This window comes from Shewanella sp. ISTPL2 (genome assembly GCF_013283205.1).
Classification (GTDB): Bacteria; Pseudomonadota; Gammaproteobacteria; order Enterobacterales; family Shewanellaceae; genus Shewanella; species Shewanella oncorhynchi.
Genome location: NZ_JAAPAV010000001.1, coordinates 3,938,775 through 3,955,076 on the forward strand (window position 1 = coordinate 3,938,775; position 16,302 = coordinate 3,955,076).

Below are 16,302 nucleotides of genomic sequence, written 5' to 3' on the forward strand. Positions count from 1 at the left end.
AAGAGTCATAAAACTCAGCATTCAGCACTCATCACTTAGCACGTAGAATTTAGAGCAATGGGTTTAGTTGCTAAACCCGATACGTTCGGTCTGCATTGGCGGCGTATCGTTGGGGAGCCAAGTATGGTAAATCGTTGCGAAGGTGCCATCTGCTTTTATCGCTTCTAGGCTGTTTTTCCACTGTACGATCACATCATTGGGTGTGCCTTGTGAAAAGGCAATATAAAGATGATTAGCACTAATCGTGAAGAGCGACTCTACGTCATCAATGCTCGCGCCCGCATCCGACAGAATACTCGGCGCGGTGAGATTGGCATTACACCAAAGATCGACACGTTGCTTCATCAATTGTTTTGCACTCAATAAGGGCTCGGATGAGGCCGCAACATTCGTAAATCCCAGTTCGAGCAATAGGCGTTCTTCCACCGAGGCACGATAGACACCAATTGCCTTAGCTGTCTTTGCATCATCTATAGTGGTTATTTTTATGCCGCTATTTTTTAAGGCATAAAAATTAGTCGTGCCGACAGCAACAGGCCCAATCATAGTAAACATTTGCTCCCTTTCTGCTGTGCGCGTCATCGTAAACAACACAGTATTAGGTTGCTCGGTCAGCATTTTCCAGCCGCGAGCCCAAGGTACGACCTTGATTGGATCTGGGTTGTTTATGCGCTTTTGAATTTCTTGTACTACCTGTACAGCTAAACCATCGGGTTTGCCATTGACAGAAAAGCTGATTGGTGACCATTCTTCGGTATAGATGTTGAGCGGCTGCGCGCGAAGAGAAACTGCGCTGCTAAGGGTGAGTGATAACAATAAACTTGTGACTAATTTCATTAATAACCCTAAAAATTAGAATGTTATAATTGAGTCTCACTGCTTGCTCTTGAAACGATTAAAGATGAAGGCTGTGTTTAAATCAAGTATAGCTAGGGGTTCATTTTCTAAGATTAAATTTACTATACCGTTTTGAACGATAAAAAAGAGCGCGAGTATGGCGCTCTTAGGTAGGCTTATTTATGGGCGATAGCTTATCTTTCTGTGCCTGTATATCACGCTCGATATACATCTCGCATAAGGTTATCAATGCAATGGACAACACGCATACTGGCGTCTTCCATTGAGTGCAGTTGTTTGACCATCTCAGGCAAATTACCTTTTTGTCTCGCATTGAGCGCCGCTTTTCCTGCCTCGTGTACCGCTTTATGTGGTGCATCTAATGCTTTGAAGTTACTTAAATGCTGATAATTCTCGGCACCAAATCCTTTGAAATACCATTGCCCTAGGCGGCACTCAGTGTGTGAGTTCACGTTGTGGTTATGCTGTGGTTTTTCAATTAATTGATAAACGCTACTTTTCCAGACTGCGTGATCGAGCTTAGTGGTATTCAAGAATGACGCTGTGGCTGCGTTATGGATAACGTGCTGCATTTGTTTTGAGCGTTGCAGGACATCTTCAACGACTTGACCAATTTGGGTTGAGGAGGTGGCTACATCAACGGCACTACTTTGATTATTATGAACAATTTCTTTAATCTCAGCCGCTTGCGCGACGATTTGTTTCACGAGTTTTTCAATATGGCTACTGGCTTCATGGGCTTTGCTTGCAAGTTGGCGCACTTCATCGGCCACCACGGCAAACCCCCGTCCTGCTTCGCCTGCACGGGCGGCTTCAATGGCGGCGTTCAATGCCAGCAAGTTTGTTTGTTCTGAAATTCCTTGAATAGCCGCGACAAATTGATTGATTGAAGAGGTCGTAGCATCGAGTTCTGTGACAGCTTTCATGCTGTTCGATGCTTGATCATTAATATAAGTCGCTCTAGTGCCTAAATTGGCAATGGCCACACGGGTTTGATCAAAAACTTGATTGAGTTCAGACAGTGATTCTTTTTCCGCAGAGAGTAATTCGGCACTGCTGGCTAAGCCTTCGCGCACGGCATTAAGCATATCTCCGCCTTGGTTTTGGCAGGCGATCACTTCAGTGTAGTGGTCTGCATTTTGGCGCGACTGTTGCTGCATAGTTTCATTTTCACGGATCATGCCACGCAGTTCATCTATTTCATTTTGGTGTTGGCGTTCTAGTTGGATGAGTCGCTCTTTAAGCGCCTGGTTTTCAGCTTTGAGCTGGGAATTAAACCACATATAAAACCTCTCAAGTCGCTAGGACTATCACTATTGCTTATCGACTTACTGTGACTGGGCTCAGCGGTAAATACTGCAATGTTAATAAAAAGTAAAACGATTCAGGTATGGAAATATTAACTGATCTTTAAGCTTTATTCTTAATTTTTTTAAGGTTATTGAAGCTTTTATGCTTTGTCATAAATGGGTTAGTACTATCGAATGATAAGTGAACCACGCTAAGGTTAACTTAGCTTGGTTCACTTTGAGGTCTTAGGTTTATGGCATAGGTAAGTCGAGCACCACTGTGGCTATGCTGAAATACACGAGTACACCTATGATATCGGCGATGGAGGTGATGAGTGGCGCACTAGCGGCCGCAGGATCCATCTTTAACTTGCTCAGTAAGAAAGGCAGAGACATACCAATCAAGCTGCCAATAATCACCACAATTTGCATTGTGAGTGCCACAACCAGCGCGATTTCAGGTCCGCCGCGCCAAAATCCTAGCAAGGACACTGCAGCTGCCATGCTGGCTCCTAATAACCCGGCGACAAATAACTCGCGCCCTAGCATAGATAACCAATCCTTGAGAACCACTTCCCCTGTGGCTAGGCCGCGTACCATTAAGGTCGACGATTGTGAGCCCGCATTGCCGCCACTATCGATCAGCAGAGGTAGGAAGAAGACTAAAGAGACATAACTGGCAATGGTGTCTTCGAAGAAGGCGATCCCCGCTCCCGAGAAAATATTACCAAAAACCAAGATTACCAGCCAAACCACGCGCTTACGGTAAAGTAAGCCTATGCTGGCAGTCTTGAGGTTATGGTCAATATTGCCGATGGCCGCGGTTTTTGTGAACTCAAGATCCGCCTGTGAGCTGGCGATATCCATAGCATCATCATAGGTAACGATACCGACGAGCTGACCTTTGCCATTGACTACTGGCAGCGCCATTAAGTCGTAATGGGCGATCATCTGCACCGCTTCTTCGCGAAAGGCATTGGCATCGAGCGCGACAGGATCGGGTTTCATAAAGTCGACCACTCGCTCGTGCGGCTGCGCCAGCAATAACTGCCTTAAAGATACAGTTCCTATTAAGCGGCCTAACATATCCACCACATAGGTTTGATAAATCGTTTCTTTATCTGCCGCTTCAGTACGTAGGGTAGCGATGGCTTCTGCCGCAGTATGGCGGCTATTCAGTAATGTGTAATCCGATGTCATGACTGCGCCGACTTTAGCTTTATCATAGGCGGCGAGGGTGCGCATATCTTCCCGTTTGGCCAATGCTAGCGCAGGTAAAATCGCCGCTTGCTGGGTTTCATCGAGCAGATTATAGAGGTCGGCACGTTCATCTGCTGCCATGTGAACCAGCAGCGCAGATAGCGTGGTTTTATCTAATTGCTGTACTAAGCTGGCTTGCAATTCATCGGTCAGATAGCGAAACAAATTGGCGCAAATCTTAGGTGAGGCCAGTTGCAATAATAGGACTTGTTGAGCTTGATTAAAGACGTTAAATACGGCTGCAATATCGGCAGGGTGGCGTTTTTCGGCTAATTCAGCCATAGCGCTGGCACTGCGTTGCTCGATAATCATTTGCAGGTTATGGATGATTTTTTTAGTGTTGTTTGTGCTGTTATTCATGTTCATAGTTCATTCTCTCAACGATCTAGTGACCAAAGTAAAAGGTGATGTCTGCGCCAAGTTGCAGCGCGTTGCCACGAAGGGCATTGCCTAAGCTCAATTCGAGCTGTAGCTGTTGTTGTGGCGTGTGTTGATAAGCGAACTGATAGGTAGTCTCGCTCAATTCTTTTTGATAAATCTCGGCTATCACGCGATGGTGACTACTGAGTTCATACGCCGCCGCGATACCCACAAGTAATTGGGTTGATTGATTAAACTCATGGGTAAAACCTAAATTGGCATAGAGACTGACATCAGAATCGCCTAAGGTTTTACCAAAAATGCCGAAGACTTCGGTGACTAATTCGTTACTGGCATCGAGGTTTTTCTGCAAGTTGATCACCAGTGCGCTGTGCCAATCATCCTGTTGCTGCTCTGAATCTGAGTGGGAGTTTACGTTGAGCGGTAGCTTAATGCCGACTTCTGCTTGCTCCTCACGAATATCGTCATTGGCATTGGACGCTAATCCTAAATGCCATTCCCATTGATTGCGGCTGCAAGTCGTGGCCGCGTTTAATTGTGGGCGAGCATGATCCGACCTAGGTTGTTGCCAGCCCATTTCTAATTCACAGCGCTCCGCGAGGGCGGGATCATCTACTTCGAGATGGGATGCCGCCGCACTCATGCTGTAGTACAAGCTGATACTTGCACAGGATAAAGATCGCAAAATTGATGTGTTGTTTATGTAAGCCATATTTAGGCTCCTCAGATGTAAACCCATAGGTGTAAATCCATAGGGAAAACGAAGTCCACTGAGGCAAAAACTTGCTTTGAGATGCAATAAATACACATAACTGAACCCCAGCAAAATGCTGGAATTGCTAAAGCGCAGCCATAGGCTCAGGCTTATTGTCTGTGATCGATATTTTGTGGGAGGCTGAGTGAAGAATGGTTCACACTACTACCCTGCTTAGCAGGTAGCAGCAAATATTGCGGGCTAGTGCTAGGCGTTAAATCCTGTCTTTTGGACAGGGCATCTACTGTCGCTTATGTGTGTGCCCACAGTGGGTCTCCGCAATGATTAAAGTCGCCACATTCTAAGGGACTGAAATGTAAAGTCAACCGCACATGTTATTACATATGTTTTTGTTTGAATTTACACTTTAAGGAAAAGTTAATTTTATGATTATTCTTGGGCTTGCGTGATTTTGTTGGGAGTGCTGGTGGTTTTGCGCACCATTCATTGTTATGTGATTGTTTGTTTTTTGGCTGGTGGCGGTTGATTTTTGTTGTCGGATTTAACTCTGATATTGAATTGTGGTTTTTAACGGTATGACTTATCTCAGTAAGCTGTGTTTGAGTCGCCAGAGATGAGTTAACACTTTATCCATAATGGGGAATTTGGCATTAGCGCACTTCGGGTATACCCTTGTCATGCCTGCGGTGAGTCATTGTGCTCACTCAGATTAAGATAGTTTGCTGTATTCAGATTTTGGGGGATTAAGCTGTGGCACACAATATTGATGAGTTGGAATCAATGGCTGCACCTATCGATCATAAGTGCACCGCGAATATCAAGATCGCCAGTATCAATCTGTTTAACTTTATTGAGCCGCCTTTGGCTTACTATGATTTTGAAAATATCTATAGCCATGGGCAATGGCAGAAAAAGTGTCAGTGGTTGAGTGAGTTTCTCGTACATCGCCAGCCCGATATTGTGGGATTTCAAGAAGTGTTTAGCCCTGAACCGCTTAAGCGTATCGCTCGCGAGCAAGGTCTAGGGTATTTTGCGGTCGTTGATGAGCCAACTCTTATCAGTGATTACATTTATCGCAGCCCTGTGGTCGCGCTTGCCTCCCGGTATCCCATAGTGGAAATCAGCAGTGTCGAACCTGATACGCGTTTAGTGGCAGCCATGGGATTATCGAGTGAATTTGCCTTTAGCCGTAAGGTGCTGCGCGCAACCGTTGAAGTGCCACATATCGGCAAGTGTGACTATTATGTGGTGCACTTTAAGTCAAAACGCGCCGGATTAGCACTTGAACCTAAGCTATTTGAACATCAGTCCCTTGAACATCAACCTCTCGAACATCAGCCACTTGGGTTAGATAACTTGGCTCCCGCAGCGAGCATGAAACTGCATTCAGAAACCCAATTACTCACAGAGCAAGCCTTAGGCCGCTGGGCATCTACCATGCAGCGCGGCGCAGAAGCAGCATTATTATTCAATGGCATATTGGTACGCAGGCAAGAATCTAAACATCCCGTTATCGTGATGGGGGACTTTAATGACAGTCTGACAATGGGCGCCTTAGATGCGTTAATGATACAGGGCGAGAGTATCCACAGTAATGACATTAAAGCCGCTGGCCTTGGGCATTTATCGGATGCGGCGTTAGCGGCGGTGTTTGCTCAGTATCAACTTAAGGATGCCTATGAGTTATTTATTGAAGCGAACTTGAGGGACAGTTTGACGGGTAATACCGCTTACCATAGGGAACACAGAGCGGCGACCCATTACTATGGCCCTAAAGGTTCAGTGCTGGATTATATTTTGCTTTCGAGTGAGTTTGATGCGAGCCATGGCCGCAGTTTAGCGCAAGTCGTAGATTATCAGACCTGCGATAGACACTTAATCAGACCTGAATATGAACGCGACGCCTACAGTACTGACCATGCGCCCGTCATTGTTGAGTTAGCGCTACGTAGCTAAGTTCTCGTGTTTACTGATTAATTCGTCTTATTTCAAATCATGTCAGTTGTCTTTACGGTTTTGTTAGCGTTGTTTCATTAACCATTCCAACATCATTTCGCATGAATATCATTCAGAATTAACCGTTAAAATAAGGTATGATCGGCCACCCGTGGATGATGGTAAATAAGCGCTTCGGCGTGTTCGGTACTCGCACTTAGGTGGCATTGGGTATATCATCCGTTTCCCATTTTTAGACAGCAGCCCTTTTTTAGTGGCGGCCCTATTTTTAAAGGCAACTATGGCTATCAGAATCAAACTTAAACCCGGCCGCGAGAAGTCACTCGAGCGTCGCCATCCTTGGGTATTTTCCAATGCTATTCATAACATTAAGGGAAAACCTGAAGCGGGTGAGACAGTCGATGTGGTCGCGCATGATGGTCATTGGTTAGGTCGTGGTGCTTGGTCGCCTGAGTCGCAAATTCAAGTGCGGATTTGGACTTTTGATCGCGAAGAGGAAATTGATCGCGCGTTTTTTGCCAGACGTTTACAGCGGGCGCAAATCGGCCGTAACGATCTAATCCGCGAGCAAGGCTTAACGGGTTACCGTTTAGTGGCTGCTGAGTCCGATGGTTTACCTGGGATCACCATCGACAGATATGCCAATGTGCTGGTGTGCCAGTTACTGAGCACAGGTGCTGATTTATGGCGCGATACCTTAGTTGAGCTATTGGCTGAGCAATATCCAGATTGTGCTATCTATGAGCGTTCCGATGTGGATTCCCGTAAGAAAGAAGGCCTGCTGCCTGTTACCGGTTTACTGCATGGCACTCTGCCAGAAATGCCAGTGATTATCGAAGAAAACGGCATCAAGATCGCCGTCGATGTGATTAAAGGCCATAAGACAGGCTTCTATCTCGATCAGCGTGATAACCGCGCCATTGCCGCCCGTTTTGTCAAAGATAAATCGGTATTGAACTGTTTTTGTTACACGGGGACTTTTGGTCTGTACGCTGCGAAAGCAGGCGCTGCCAGTATTGAAAACGTCGATGTGTCTTCTCTCGCCTTGGCGACAGCGCGTCTCAATATGCAAGTGAACGGTTTGAGTGATGACAATGTGCATTACAACGAAGCCGATGTGTTCAAGTTGCTGCGCCAGTACCGTGATGAAGGCAAAACCTTTGATGTGATTGTGCTCGACCCGCCTAAGTTTGCCGATAACAAGGCACAGTTAAACGGGGCTTGCCGTGGTTATAAAGACATCAATATGATTGCATTGCAGTTGTTGAATCCGGGTGGCGTGTTATTGACCTTCTCTTGCTCAGGATTAATGCCTGCGGATCTGTTCCAAAAAATCGTGGCCGATGCTGCGCTCGATGCGAAACGTGAAATCCAGTTTATCGAACGCTTAAGCCAAGCGAGCGATCACCCTATCGGTAGCGCCTTCCCAGAAGGATTCTACTTAAAAGGTCTAGTCGCCAGAGCTTGGTAAGCCAAGAGCTTGATATAGGCTGTCTGCGATGGGCAGCTGAGTCAGATAACATTGAACCCTAAAAAGAACCATAAAAAATGCCAGCCCTTTGAAAAAAGTGGCTGGCATTTTTACAGCGTATTTTGACAGTGTTTTTTACATCTGCAGCCGTGTGACTGGGATGTGAGTGTTAACGCTTAACTTATTTGGCGGTAAAGGTTTTTACGCCATCAGGGGTGCCAACGAGTAACACATCCGCACCGCGTTTGGCAAACAGACCGTTAGTCACTACACCGACTATCTCATTGATCTGACTTTCTAATTCTTTTGGATTAAGGATCTTAAGATTGTACACATCGAGGATCACGTTGCCGTTATCGGTCACAACGCCTTCACGGTACACAGGATCGCCGCCAAGTTTAACGAGTTGACGCGCCACATAAGAGCGTGCCATCGGAATGACTTCTACGGGTAGTGGAAATTCGCCTAGTATGTCGACTTGCTTAGTGTTATCCACGATACAGATAAACTTCTCAGCCACTGCCGCGACAATTTTCTCGCGAGTTAATGCCGCGCCGCCACCTTTAATCATATCCATACGGTCGTTGATTTCATCGGCTCCGTCCACATAGACAGATAAACGATCGACGCTGTTTAAGTCATAAACGGGAATACCCAGCGCTTTCATTTTCTGAGTTGATGCTTCAGAGCTAGAGACTGCGCCTTCGATATCGGCTTTCATGGTCGCCAGTGCATCGATAAAGTGATTCACAGTCGAACCCGTACCAACACCAACAATGCTGTCTTTTTCAACGTACTTAAGTGCGGCCCAACCGGCAGCTTTTTTCATTTCATCTTGAGTCATGTTGACATCCTGTAACGGCAAATGAGTAAAAAATTCTGGGCTTAGTATACTCTTTTCCGATAAATAATGTGGCGCAATTCCACCGTGGGTGTGATCTAGATTGCTGGCATTTTCACATTAGCAAGCAGTCCCAATAACGTAAGTAACTTAAGCAGTTAAGTTGGAAAGCATTTCGCTATACGCCACTAATCTAACTAAGCTACTATGGCAAAAGCAGAATGGTTTATAGATGATTTGTAGAGGGATTTAGCATGGCAGGCGCGAGTTTATTAACCTTACTTGACGATATCGCATCGATTTTGGATGACGTAGCGGTAATGAGTAAAGTGGCGGCAAAGAAAACCGCGGGTGTATTGGGGGATGATTTAGCCCTCAATGCCCAGCAAGTGACGGGCGTAAGCGCCGATCGTGAATTACCTGTAGTGTGGGCGGTGGCCAAGGGATCATTCCGTAATAAGTTGATTTTAGTGCCAGCAGCAATGCTTATCAGTGCTTTTATTCCCTGGGCTGTCACCCCTTTATTAATGTTTGGTGGACTGTTTTTATGCTACGAAGGGTTTGAAAAACTGCATCACAGCTATAGCCATAGAAAAGGCCAGCAACAACACGAAACCCAAGTAGAGAATGAGTTACCTGAGATTAAAGATTTCGCCGCCTACGAGGCCGAAAAAGTCAAAGGGGCGATTCGTACCGACTTTGTGTTATCGGCGGAAATTATTGCAATTACCCTTGGTATCGTGGCGGACAAATCCCTATCGACACAGTTTTTTACGTTAGCTGTCATTGGGATAGTCATGACCATAGGCGTGTATGGCTTAGTGGCGGCAATTGTGAAAATGGATGATGCGGGTTTGTACTTGAGCCAACGTGAAGGCGCCTCTGTATTAACTCAAATGAACCGTAAATTAGGTTTTGGTTTATTGAGCGCAGCTCCCGTATTAATGAAAAGTTTAACGATTATTGGCACGGCAGCCATGTTTATGGTGGGCGGTGGGATTTTAACTCATGGCCTACACCTAGTCGGCGAGCAAATCCACCATGCTGAACAAGCGGTTGCTGCCATTGGTGTTGTTGGACCTGTGTTTGCTGTGCTGACGCCAAGTATTCTTAATGGCTTATTTGGTGTCGTTGCTGGCGCTGTTGCACTTATTGCGATGACAGGAATACAGAAATTGCGTAGTTAACTAGCTGCGCGCATCAACCATCAAGGATGAGCACGATGAAGTTAATGAAGTACTGTGTCTCCCCGAGTAAGCTGGCTTGGTTACGTAAAGAGTTTGGCAAAGATGCCGATGGGTTAATGGCGGCAATGGATGCTGCTGGCACGGCTTATCTTGATAACCTCAATGCCTTGACCGAGCTGCAGAAAAGTGAGCTGGTATCGGCTAAGGCTGAAAATGCGATTAAAGCTAAAACTCAACTTCAAGCGCAGCGTCAGTGGGCATATTTGTGGCTGCAGCAACGTATCGCTTTGACTACACGTATTGATGATATTGAACTTGCAGCGTTAGCAGCTTTTGAATTTCAACATGTCCGCATCGAGGTAGTTGAGCCGTCGGAGTTCGATGCGGTTGTCGCACTATTACAGGCTGAGCAAGTCTTAGGTTTTGATACTGAAACCCGTGCAAGCTTTGAGCGCGGCGTGCAACACCCCTTGAGTCTTATCCAAATCGCGACAGTGGATACCTGTTATTTATTTCAGCATGCCATTTTGGGAGAGCAATTCATCCAGTTAAAAGCCTTATTAGAAGATGAAACCATACTCAAAGTCGGGGTTGGTTTACGCAGTGATGCACACGCTCTCAGGCGGCAATGGGGCATTAATGTCGCCTCAACATTAGATTTAAATTGGGCACTGGCTCAACTTGGAGCGGAGAAGGAAATGGGGACGCGGCAATTAGTTGCGGCGCTTTTGGGTGCTCGTATCGACAAACCTAAAAAAGTCACCTTATCGAATTGGCAGCTCGTGCCTTTATCCAGTGCGCAAATTCATTATGCTGCCGCCGATGCCTTGGCCGCACTCAAATGCTTCAACGCGTTAATCACTCAACTGACACCCTTTTATCATGCATCAAGTGCCGCAAAAGCCGCATTATTAATTCCTTCAAGTTTGATAATGCCATTGGCGAAATATTTTAAGGATGCAGAATGAAACACAAAACCCAAGATGCCGCAAAAGTTAAAATCATGCCATTACATTCGGATGCGAGCTCGCAAGGCACCAGCACTTTAGGTTTGATTTACCGCGTACTTGGCATGTTGCTTCTGTTAAGTGTTATCACTTTTGGGATTAATGCTTGGGCATAGATAGCAGTATTGCCAGCAGTCGAAAATAAAGGAGAACACTATGTTAGATGCTATTTGTGAACTCGAAACAGAGGATCATTTAATTGCGAGAACGACTTATAGTGTTTTTAAGTTTCAACAATTACCCGATGAGGATATCGAGCGTTTGCGGCAATGGTTAATTTGTCCCGCCTGCGGTGGTAAAGCATATTTCCGTAAAGCCTCAAAGGACGGTAAAGCCGCTTGTTTTGGCTCGCGATATCACCAAGCCGATTGCATTGAATTTAAACCTTCGGCACAAAAGTCCCGTGAGGAGCAAGATGCCATTGAAGTGCAGCAACAGCTGGTGGACGCCGATGCTTTAATGATCGATTTTAGCCGTAAACCTCGTCGCCATACGCCTGCAAACAAAGCTTCGACTGCACAGGCATTAAGCAGCAAGACTGAGCCAACGCCTAAATTGTCCTCTATGCCTGAGTCATCGAAAGTGTCTATTGCATCGTCAATGGATGATCGGATACAAGAGTCGAAAACAGGCTACCAAGTTAACACCGCTGAACATATCACTGAAAAACGAGTGCCCAGCCAAGGGCTCGAAAAGTTACTCCACAGTTTATTGCGCGGTACAGATTTGGCGAAATCGGATCTCTGGGTATACACAGACGCTGAGCGAAAATACCGTTGGCGGGCGAAGAACCTGTTTGTCAATTTTGCCGATGCGGACCCAAGCGACAATAAACCCCACATGTATTGGGGCACGATATCCCACACTGACCCGACGATGAGTTGGCTTAACCCCGCCGACAGCAAAGATATCGGCATTCCTATCGATGGGATAAAGCAACCATTATTAGCGCAATTTGAAATAGAAGATAAACGCTGCTTTGAAGGTGCGGGTTTGATTTTATTTGGTAAATGTTTTTGGAATAAAGAAAAGACCCGCAAAATTATTCAGCTATGGAATAACGATTTGCAGCGGATTTTTATCTCAAAGTTGGAAGATTAATTGGCTTTGGGGAGAGAAACTAAAAAGAGGGGAGAAAAGGGGCTATTCCCGACGCACAAAAGCGTTACAGCAAAAGTCCCTATCTATACCACGCTGATGAAAGCGCTTACTTGCCGCAGCACTTCTTGAATTTTTGACCGCTACCACAAACGCAAGGCTCGTTACGATTCGGTTTTTTCTCGAAAGTCGTGGTCTTAGGCTTATTTAATAAACCGTCTAATTCAACAATATCTTCAGCGACGTCGGCATTGACTTCGATATTGGCGAACAGTTGGTGTTCGGCAACAATCGCGGCAACTTCGAGTTTACGCGCTTCGTCGGCAACAATTAATTGTAATGGTAATGCTTCTGTACCCGGTTTAGCGGCACGCTTAGTGTTGTAGCCATAGCTTTCGTGCTTTGGCTTAGGGGTTTTACGACCCTTGAAGAAAAATTTGTCAGACATGAGTGGTTCCGTCGAGCTGTGTATGAAATTGACGATGCTTATACTATAAAACGCCGATTTTATAAATCGAACTCAGATCTTTTTTCGATAAATGCGCGTCTTTAACCCTTAAGCACCTCAAAATGGCCGAAACGGCACACTTATTCGACGTCATCAAACTGATTTTTTGTGGGATCATTTAGTCGAGTTACCATTAACCTATGGGCTTTAAACTAAGTATCTACTACGCCATTAAGCTAATATGCGATGGCTTTTTAATCTCAGTGGCAGTTAAATCAACAGCAATAGCCTAACTTGTTTGAAAAACCTTCAGTTAATGAGTTTTGCCATAAAAAGTACTTTACCTTTGGAAGTGCTTTTAGCATAATGCCCCACGTCAACAGGGGTGTAGTTCCAATTGGTAGAACAGCGGTCTCCAAAACCGATGGTTGCGGGTTCGAGTCCTGCCACCCCTGCCAAATAAAACAACGGCTTGCATAGAAATATGCGAGCCGTTTTATTTTGTGTCGAATAAAACGGAAAAAATGATTTTGCTTGGATTGAATAACTCGCCATTTTTTAACGCTACCAATTGCCGGTACTATTTCCATTTTTCTGTCGTAACCCTCCACATAACTGCGGCTTGTAGGCTCATTTACTGTCAATGCTTGTTCATCAAATAGGTTGTTGTCGAAGCCACTAATCCGCCAGTTTCTAGCCTGATAATCGATGCTAAAGCGAGTTACCATATAATCATCTGAACTGTTATCGCCGTTATAAATCGAGCTGCCTGCGCTATCAAAGTCTTGGCTGTGTTCGAAATAAGATAAGCCGATAAAGCCACGGTTATTTAAATCAAAACGGTATTTATCCCATCTAAAATTTACCAATGTGTGACTGTTTGTGCCGTTACTTGTGTAAAAGTCTGCATCGAACCTTTGTCTGTCATGAACCCGCAGTACATTGATTAAGCCTATTAGCCGTCAGAAATGAGTATTCCACGACACTTTATTTTTTATTCATCTTTGGGATCTTAGTTCCAAAATCTAAGATTTAGTTTGAATTGAAGGTCATAACAGTACAATATAAGGTCTATATTGAATGCATCTTAAGTGTGTTCATCATCGTTCTGCTACTCGGCTAACAACTATGCTAAATATTGATGATCCTACACAAACCGAACGTACTCACGCGTTATGGCGCTTAGGCTTTAGACCTTTTTTCCTTGGGGGAGCAATATTAGCTGCGCTATATATCCCTTTGTGGCTATTAACTTGGTTTACTCCCCAATATAGCTTTTTCCCTTCATCCTTTTGGAGCCAGATACTGCCGCTATGGTGGCATCCACATGAAATGCTGTTCGGTTTCGCTATGGCAATTGTGTGTGGATTTTTGCTGACTGCCGTTCAAAATTGGACCAACCAACCCACATTAAAGGGATGGCCACTCGCATTGACCTTTAGCTGCTGGTTACTGGCACGATTATTACTCTTACTCCCAATGCAAGTTCCGCTCATTTTGCCCGCCTTGTTTGATTCATTGTTCCTTGGTATGGCAAGCCTTACTCTATGGCGCTGCATTTATAAGGTGAAGCAATGGCGCAATATTGGTTTTCCGATCATGTTGTTTGCCGCACTCGTGATTAACAATGTCAGCTATTACGCTTTATTTGAACGCGACTTTATTCTTGCCAACCAGATCTGGCAGGCGATGTTATGGTGGTTAGCCTTACTTATCACCATAGTCGGTGGGCGTGTCATTCCATTCTTTACCGCGATGCGCATTAAGGCCACCAAAGCAGAACCCTTAACTTGGATTGAATACCCGCTGATCCTGACGATGATCTTGCTCGTCATTCAATCACTCATCCACCTTATACCTCTGGAAGTCGAGCGAGGCTTACTGCTCATTGCAGGGTTCTTGCAGCTGGTCCGATTTGCACGCTGGTTACCCCATAAAACACTGAAAGAACCTATGCTGTGGTCCTTGCATCTTGCCTATTTAATGTTGCCTCTCAGCCTGTTAGCTATGAGTTGGTATCTCGATAATGAATATGCCTATCGCAGTTTGCTTCACCTATTTGCTATTGGTTGTATGGCTACCCTGTGTCTTTCGATGATTTCCAGAGTGTCACTCGGGCACACAAGTCGAAATATTTATGAGGGCCCTAAGATGATCTTGGCATTTATTTGCCTACCGTTAGCGGCACTGCTCAGGGCGCTAATGCCCATCTGGTTTCCGGCCCACACCCAAGTCTGGTTATGGTTGGCTGGCAGTTGCTGGTTTATCGCATTTGCACTGTTTGTATGGCATTACTTGCCGATACTTTCTCGCCCCCGTATTGATGGGCGCCCAGGTTAATATTGATGTTAGGACAAAAGGATACAAAGTGAAAACTTATTTTAAAACAGTCACATTGCTAAAAATGATTTGCTTGCTCGCCATAACTACATGTACATCTGTAGCGGCTTCCGATACTAGCAATCAACAAAAATATCCTAACCAATATCAATCTTGGCAAGCCACCTCTGAACAAGTTGAACGCGAAGATATGCTCGCCAATTATCCCGCCAGCATCATACTCTGGGCAGGATCTTCCTATGCCAAAGAGTACCATAGCCCACGTGGGCACCATTTTGCCGTTGCTGATGTGACGCATACTTTACGTACAGGTGTCCCCCCTAAGGCAGGAGAGAAAGGATTATCCGCTAGTTGTTGGACCTGCAAGACACCGGATGCCCCTAGATTGATTGAACAACTGGGATTTGAAGGATACTCCGCTAAAAACTTTACCGATCTGGGCAAAGAGATCCAAAGCGTAGTGTATTGCAGCGATTGCCATGAATCTGGCACTAATAAGTTAACTTTACCTCGCCCCCATGCCCAAGAGGCTATGGCTAAAATTCACCTGCCATTCGATAAACAAGATACCGATATGCAAGGTGCGCAGGTATGTGGTCAATGTCATGTCACTTACTATTTCCGTCCGGAAAAAAGTAATGTTGTAAATATTCCCTGGATTTTTGGCAGCACAGCCGACGATATTGAAAAATATTATGACACTCGCCGCTTCTTCGAATGGATCCATCCTCTTTCGAAAACGCCCATACTTAAAGCACGTCATCCTGAGTTTGAACACTGGAGTCGCAGTAAACATGCCGAAGTCGGTGTCACTTGCATTACCTGTCATATGCCAACCCAGCAGGATGCAAAAGGTGTTGAATTTACTAGTCATAAAGTTGATAAAGCCTTACCGCATTTTGATAACAGTTGCAGTGGCTGCCATAGCAGTAAAACCAAAATTGAAACCAAGCTCGCGGCCAATAAATTAACGATTGAGACCAAAGCCCGCGAAGTTGAAGCTCTGCTCGTCAAAGCCCACTATGAAGCCAAAGCGGCATGGGATGCTGGTGCTAAATGGGAGAATATGAATGAGCCAATTATGGCGATACGACACAGTCAGTGGCGCTGGGACTTTGCCATGTCTTCACATGGTTTGTATGCACATAATCCACAAGAAGGTAAGCAGCTTTTAGATAAAGCTATCGAACAAGCGAACGAAGCACGTCATCTGCTCGCTGGAATATTGAAGCAACTTAACGTGACTCAAGTTAGTTATCCAGATATCAGTACTAAGGAAAAGGCCCATCAAGCGATAGGGTTAGTTGAATCGGATTTAATCAAAGAAAAACAAAAGTTTATTGAAGAGGATGTTAATAAAAATTGGCACCCTGTCGCAAAATATGGTTACTAGTTTATTAACGGGTAGCTGATAATTTGAGGGATTTTAAAGCTCAAAAGCGAGAGGAAGC

General features: G+C 45.2%; 14 protein-coding genes and 1 tRNA gene. 9 read left to right on the forward strand and 6 right to left on the reverse strand.

Annotated elements, in window-relative coordinates; all coding sequences use genetic code 11:
• Window positions 1-63 precede the first annotated feature (63 nt).
• From HUB64_RS17325 to HUB64_RS17340, 4 genes are all read right to left on the reverse strand, one after another.
• The gene (locus HUB64_RS17325; RefSeq protein ID WP_173497478.1) at window positions 64-837 is read right to left on the reverse strand and encodes an ABC transporter substrate-binding protein; all 774 of its coding nucleotides are present in this window, start codon (window positions 835-837) and stop codon (window positions 64-66) included.
• A 215-nt stretch (window positions 838-1,052) separates the two neighbouring features.
• Window positions 1,053-2,141 carry a methyl-accepting chemotaxis protein gene (locus HUB64_RS17330; protein ID WP_173243184.1) on the reverse strand — a complete coding sequence of 363 codons (1,089 nt, stop codon included), beginning with the start codon at window positions 2,139-2,141 and terminating at the stop codon, window positions 1,053-1,055.
• A 258-nt stretch (window positions 2,142-2,399) separates the two neighbouring features.
• Window positions 2,400-3,773: a magnesium transporter gene (gene mgtE / locus HUB64_RS17335; protein WP_173497479.1), complete on the reverse strand. Its 1,374-nt coding sequence runs from the start codon at window positions 3,771-3,773 to the stop codon at window positions 2,400-2,402.
• 19 nt (window positions 3,774-3,792) lie between these two features.
• Window positions 3,793-4,500 carry a hypothetical protein gene (locus HUB64_RS17340; protein WP_173497480.1) on the reverse strand — a complete coding sequence of 236 codons (708 nt, stop codon included), beginning with the start codon at window positions 4,498-4,500 and terminating at the stop codon, window positions 3,793-3,795.
• Window positions 4,501-5,253: 753 nt separating this feature from the next.
• Between HUB64_RS17340 and HUB64_RS17345 the strand changes: the two genes are divergently transcribed.
• Both HUB64_RS17345 and HUB64_RS17350 read left to right on the forward strand, forming a co-directional pair.
• Entirely contained in the window at window positions 5,254-6,459 is a 1,206-nt protein-coding gene (locus HUB64_RS17345; protein ID WP_173497481.1) for an endonuclease/exonuclease/phosphatase family protein, read from the forward strand.
• Between the two features lie 280 nt (window positions 6,460-6,739).
• Window positions 6,740-7,930: a class I SAM-dependent rRNA methyltransferase gene (locus HUB64_RS17350; RefSeq protein ID WP_011788387.1), complete on the forward strand. Its 1,191-nt coding sequence runs from the start codon at window positions 6,740-6,742 to the stop codon at window positions 7,928-7,930.
• Between the two features lie 181 nt (window positions 7,931-8,111).
• On the opposite strand, the gene rpiA is transcribed toward HUB64_RS17350, so the two are convergent.
• Complete coding sequence (gene rpiA / locus HUB64_RS17355) at window positions 8,112-8,774, reverse strand: ribose-5-phosphate isomerase RpiA (protein WP_028761507.1); 663 nt, start codon at window positions 8,772-8,774, stop codon at window positions 8,112-8,114.
• 251 nt (window positions 8,775-9,025) lie between these two features.
• Here rpiA and HUB64_RS17360 point away from each other — a divergent pair, with 251 nt between their 5' ends.
• The 4 genes from HUB64_RS17360 to HUB64_RS17375 are packed head-to-tail and all read left to right on the forward strand — an operon-like array spanning window position 9,026 to window position 12,066.
• Window positions 9,026-9,958 carry a DUF808 domain-containing protein gene (locus tag HUB64_RS17360; protein WP_105251669.1) on the forward strand — a complete coding sequence of 311 codons (933 nt, stop codon included), beginning with the start codon at window positions 9,026-9,028 and terminating at the stop codon, window positions 9,956-9,958.
• 35 nt (window positions 9,959-9,993) lie between these two features.
• Window positions 9,994-10,926 (forward strand): 3'-5' exonuclease, encoded by a 933-nt coding sequence (locus HUB64_RS17365; protein ID WP_173497482.1) that lies wholly within the window; start codon window positions 9,994-9,996, stop codon window positions 10,924-10,926.
• Entirely contained in the window at window positions 10,923-11,081 is a 159-nt protein-coding gene (locus HUB64_RS17370; RefSeq protein WP_173497483.1) for a hypothetical protein, read from the forward strand. Before HUB64_RS17365 ends, HUB64_RS17370 begins: the two co-directional genes overlap by 4 nt.
• 40 nt (window positions 11,082-11,121) lie before the next feature.
• Window positions 11,122-12,066 carry a hypothetical protein gene (locus HUB64_RS17375; RefSeq protein WP_173497484.1) on the forward strand — a complete coding sequence of 315 codons (945 nt, stop codon included), beginning with the start codon at window positions 11,122-11,124 and terminating at the stop codon, window positions 12,064-12,066.
• A gap of 106 nt (window positions 12,067-12,172) precedes the next feature.
• On the opposite strand, the gene HUB64_RS17380 is transcribed toward HUB64_RS17375, so the two are convergent.
• A complete protein-coding gene (locus HUB64_RS17380; RefSeq protein ID WP_113939267.1) occupies window positions 12,173-12,511 on the reverse strand; it encodes a PBPRA1643 family SWIM/SEC-C metal-binding motif protein in 339 nt (112 codons plus the stop codon).
• 381 nt (window positions 12,512-12,892) lie between these two features.
• On the opposite strand from HUB64_RS17380, the gene HUB64_RS17385 reads away from it, so the two are divergent.
• The 3 genes from HUB64_RS17385 (at window position 12,893) to HUB64_RS17395 (ending at window position 16,244) form a co-directional block, all read left to right on the forward strand.
• Window positions 12,893-12,969 (forward strand) — tRNA-Trp (locus tag HUB64_RS17385).
• A 670-nt stretch (window positions 12,970-13,639) separates the two neighbouring features.
• The gene (locus tag HUB64_RS17390; RefSeq protein ID WP_173497485.1) at window positions 13,640-14,851 is read left to right on the forward strand and encodes an NnrS family protein; all 1,212 of its coding nucleotides are present in this window, start codon (window positions 13,640-13,642) and stop codon (window positions 14,849-14,851) included.
• Window positions 14,835-16,244, forward strand: a complete 1,410-nt coding sequence (locus HUB64_RS17395) for an ammonia-forming cytochrome c nitrite reductase subunit c552 (protein WP_173497934.1) — start codon at window positions 14,835-14,837, stop codon at window positions 16,242-16,244. The genes HUB64_RS17390 and HUB64_RS17395 overlap by 17 nt, the downstream gene beginning before the upstream one ends.
• Window positions 16,245-16,302 lie beyond the last annotated feature (58 nt).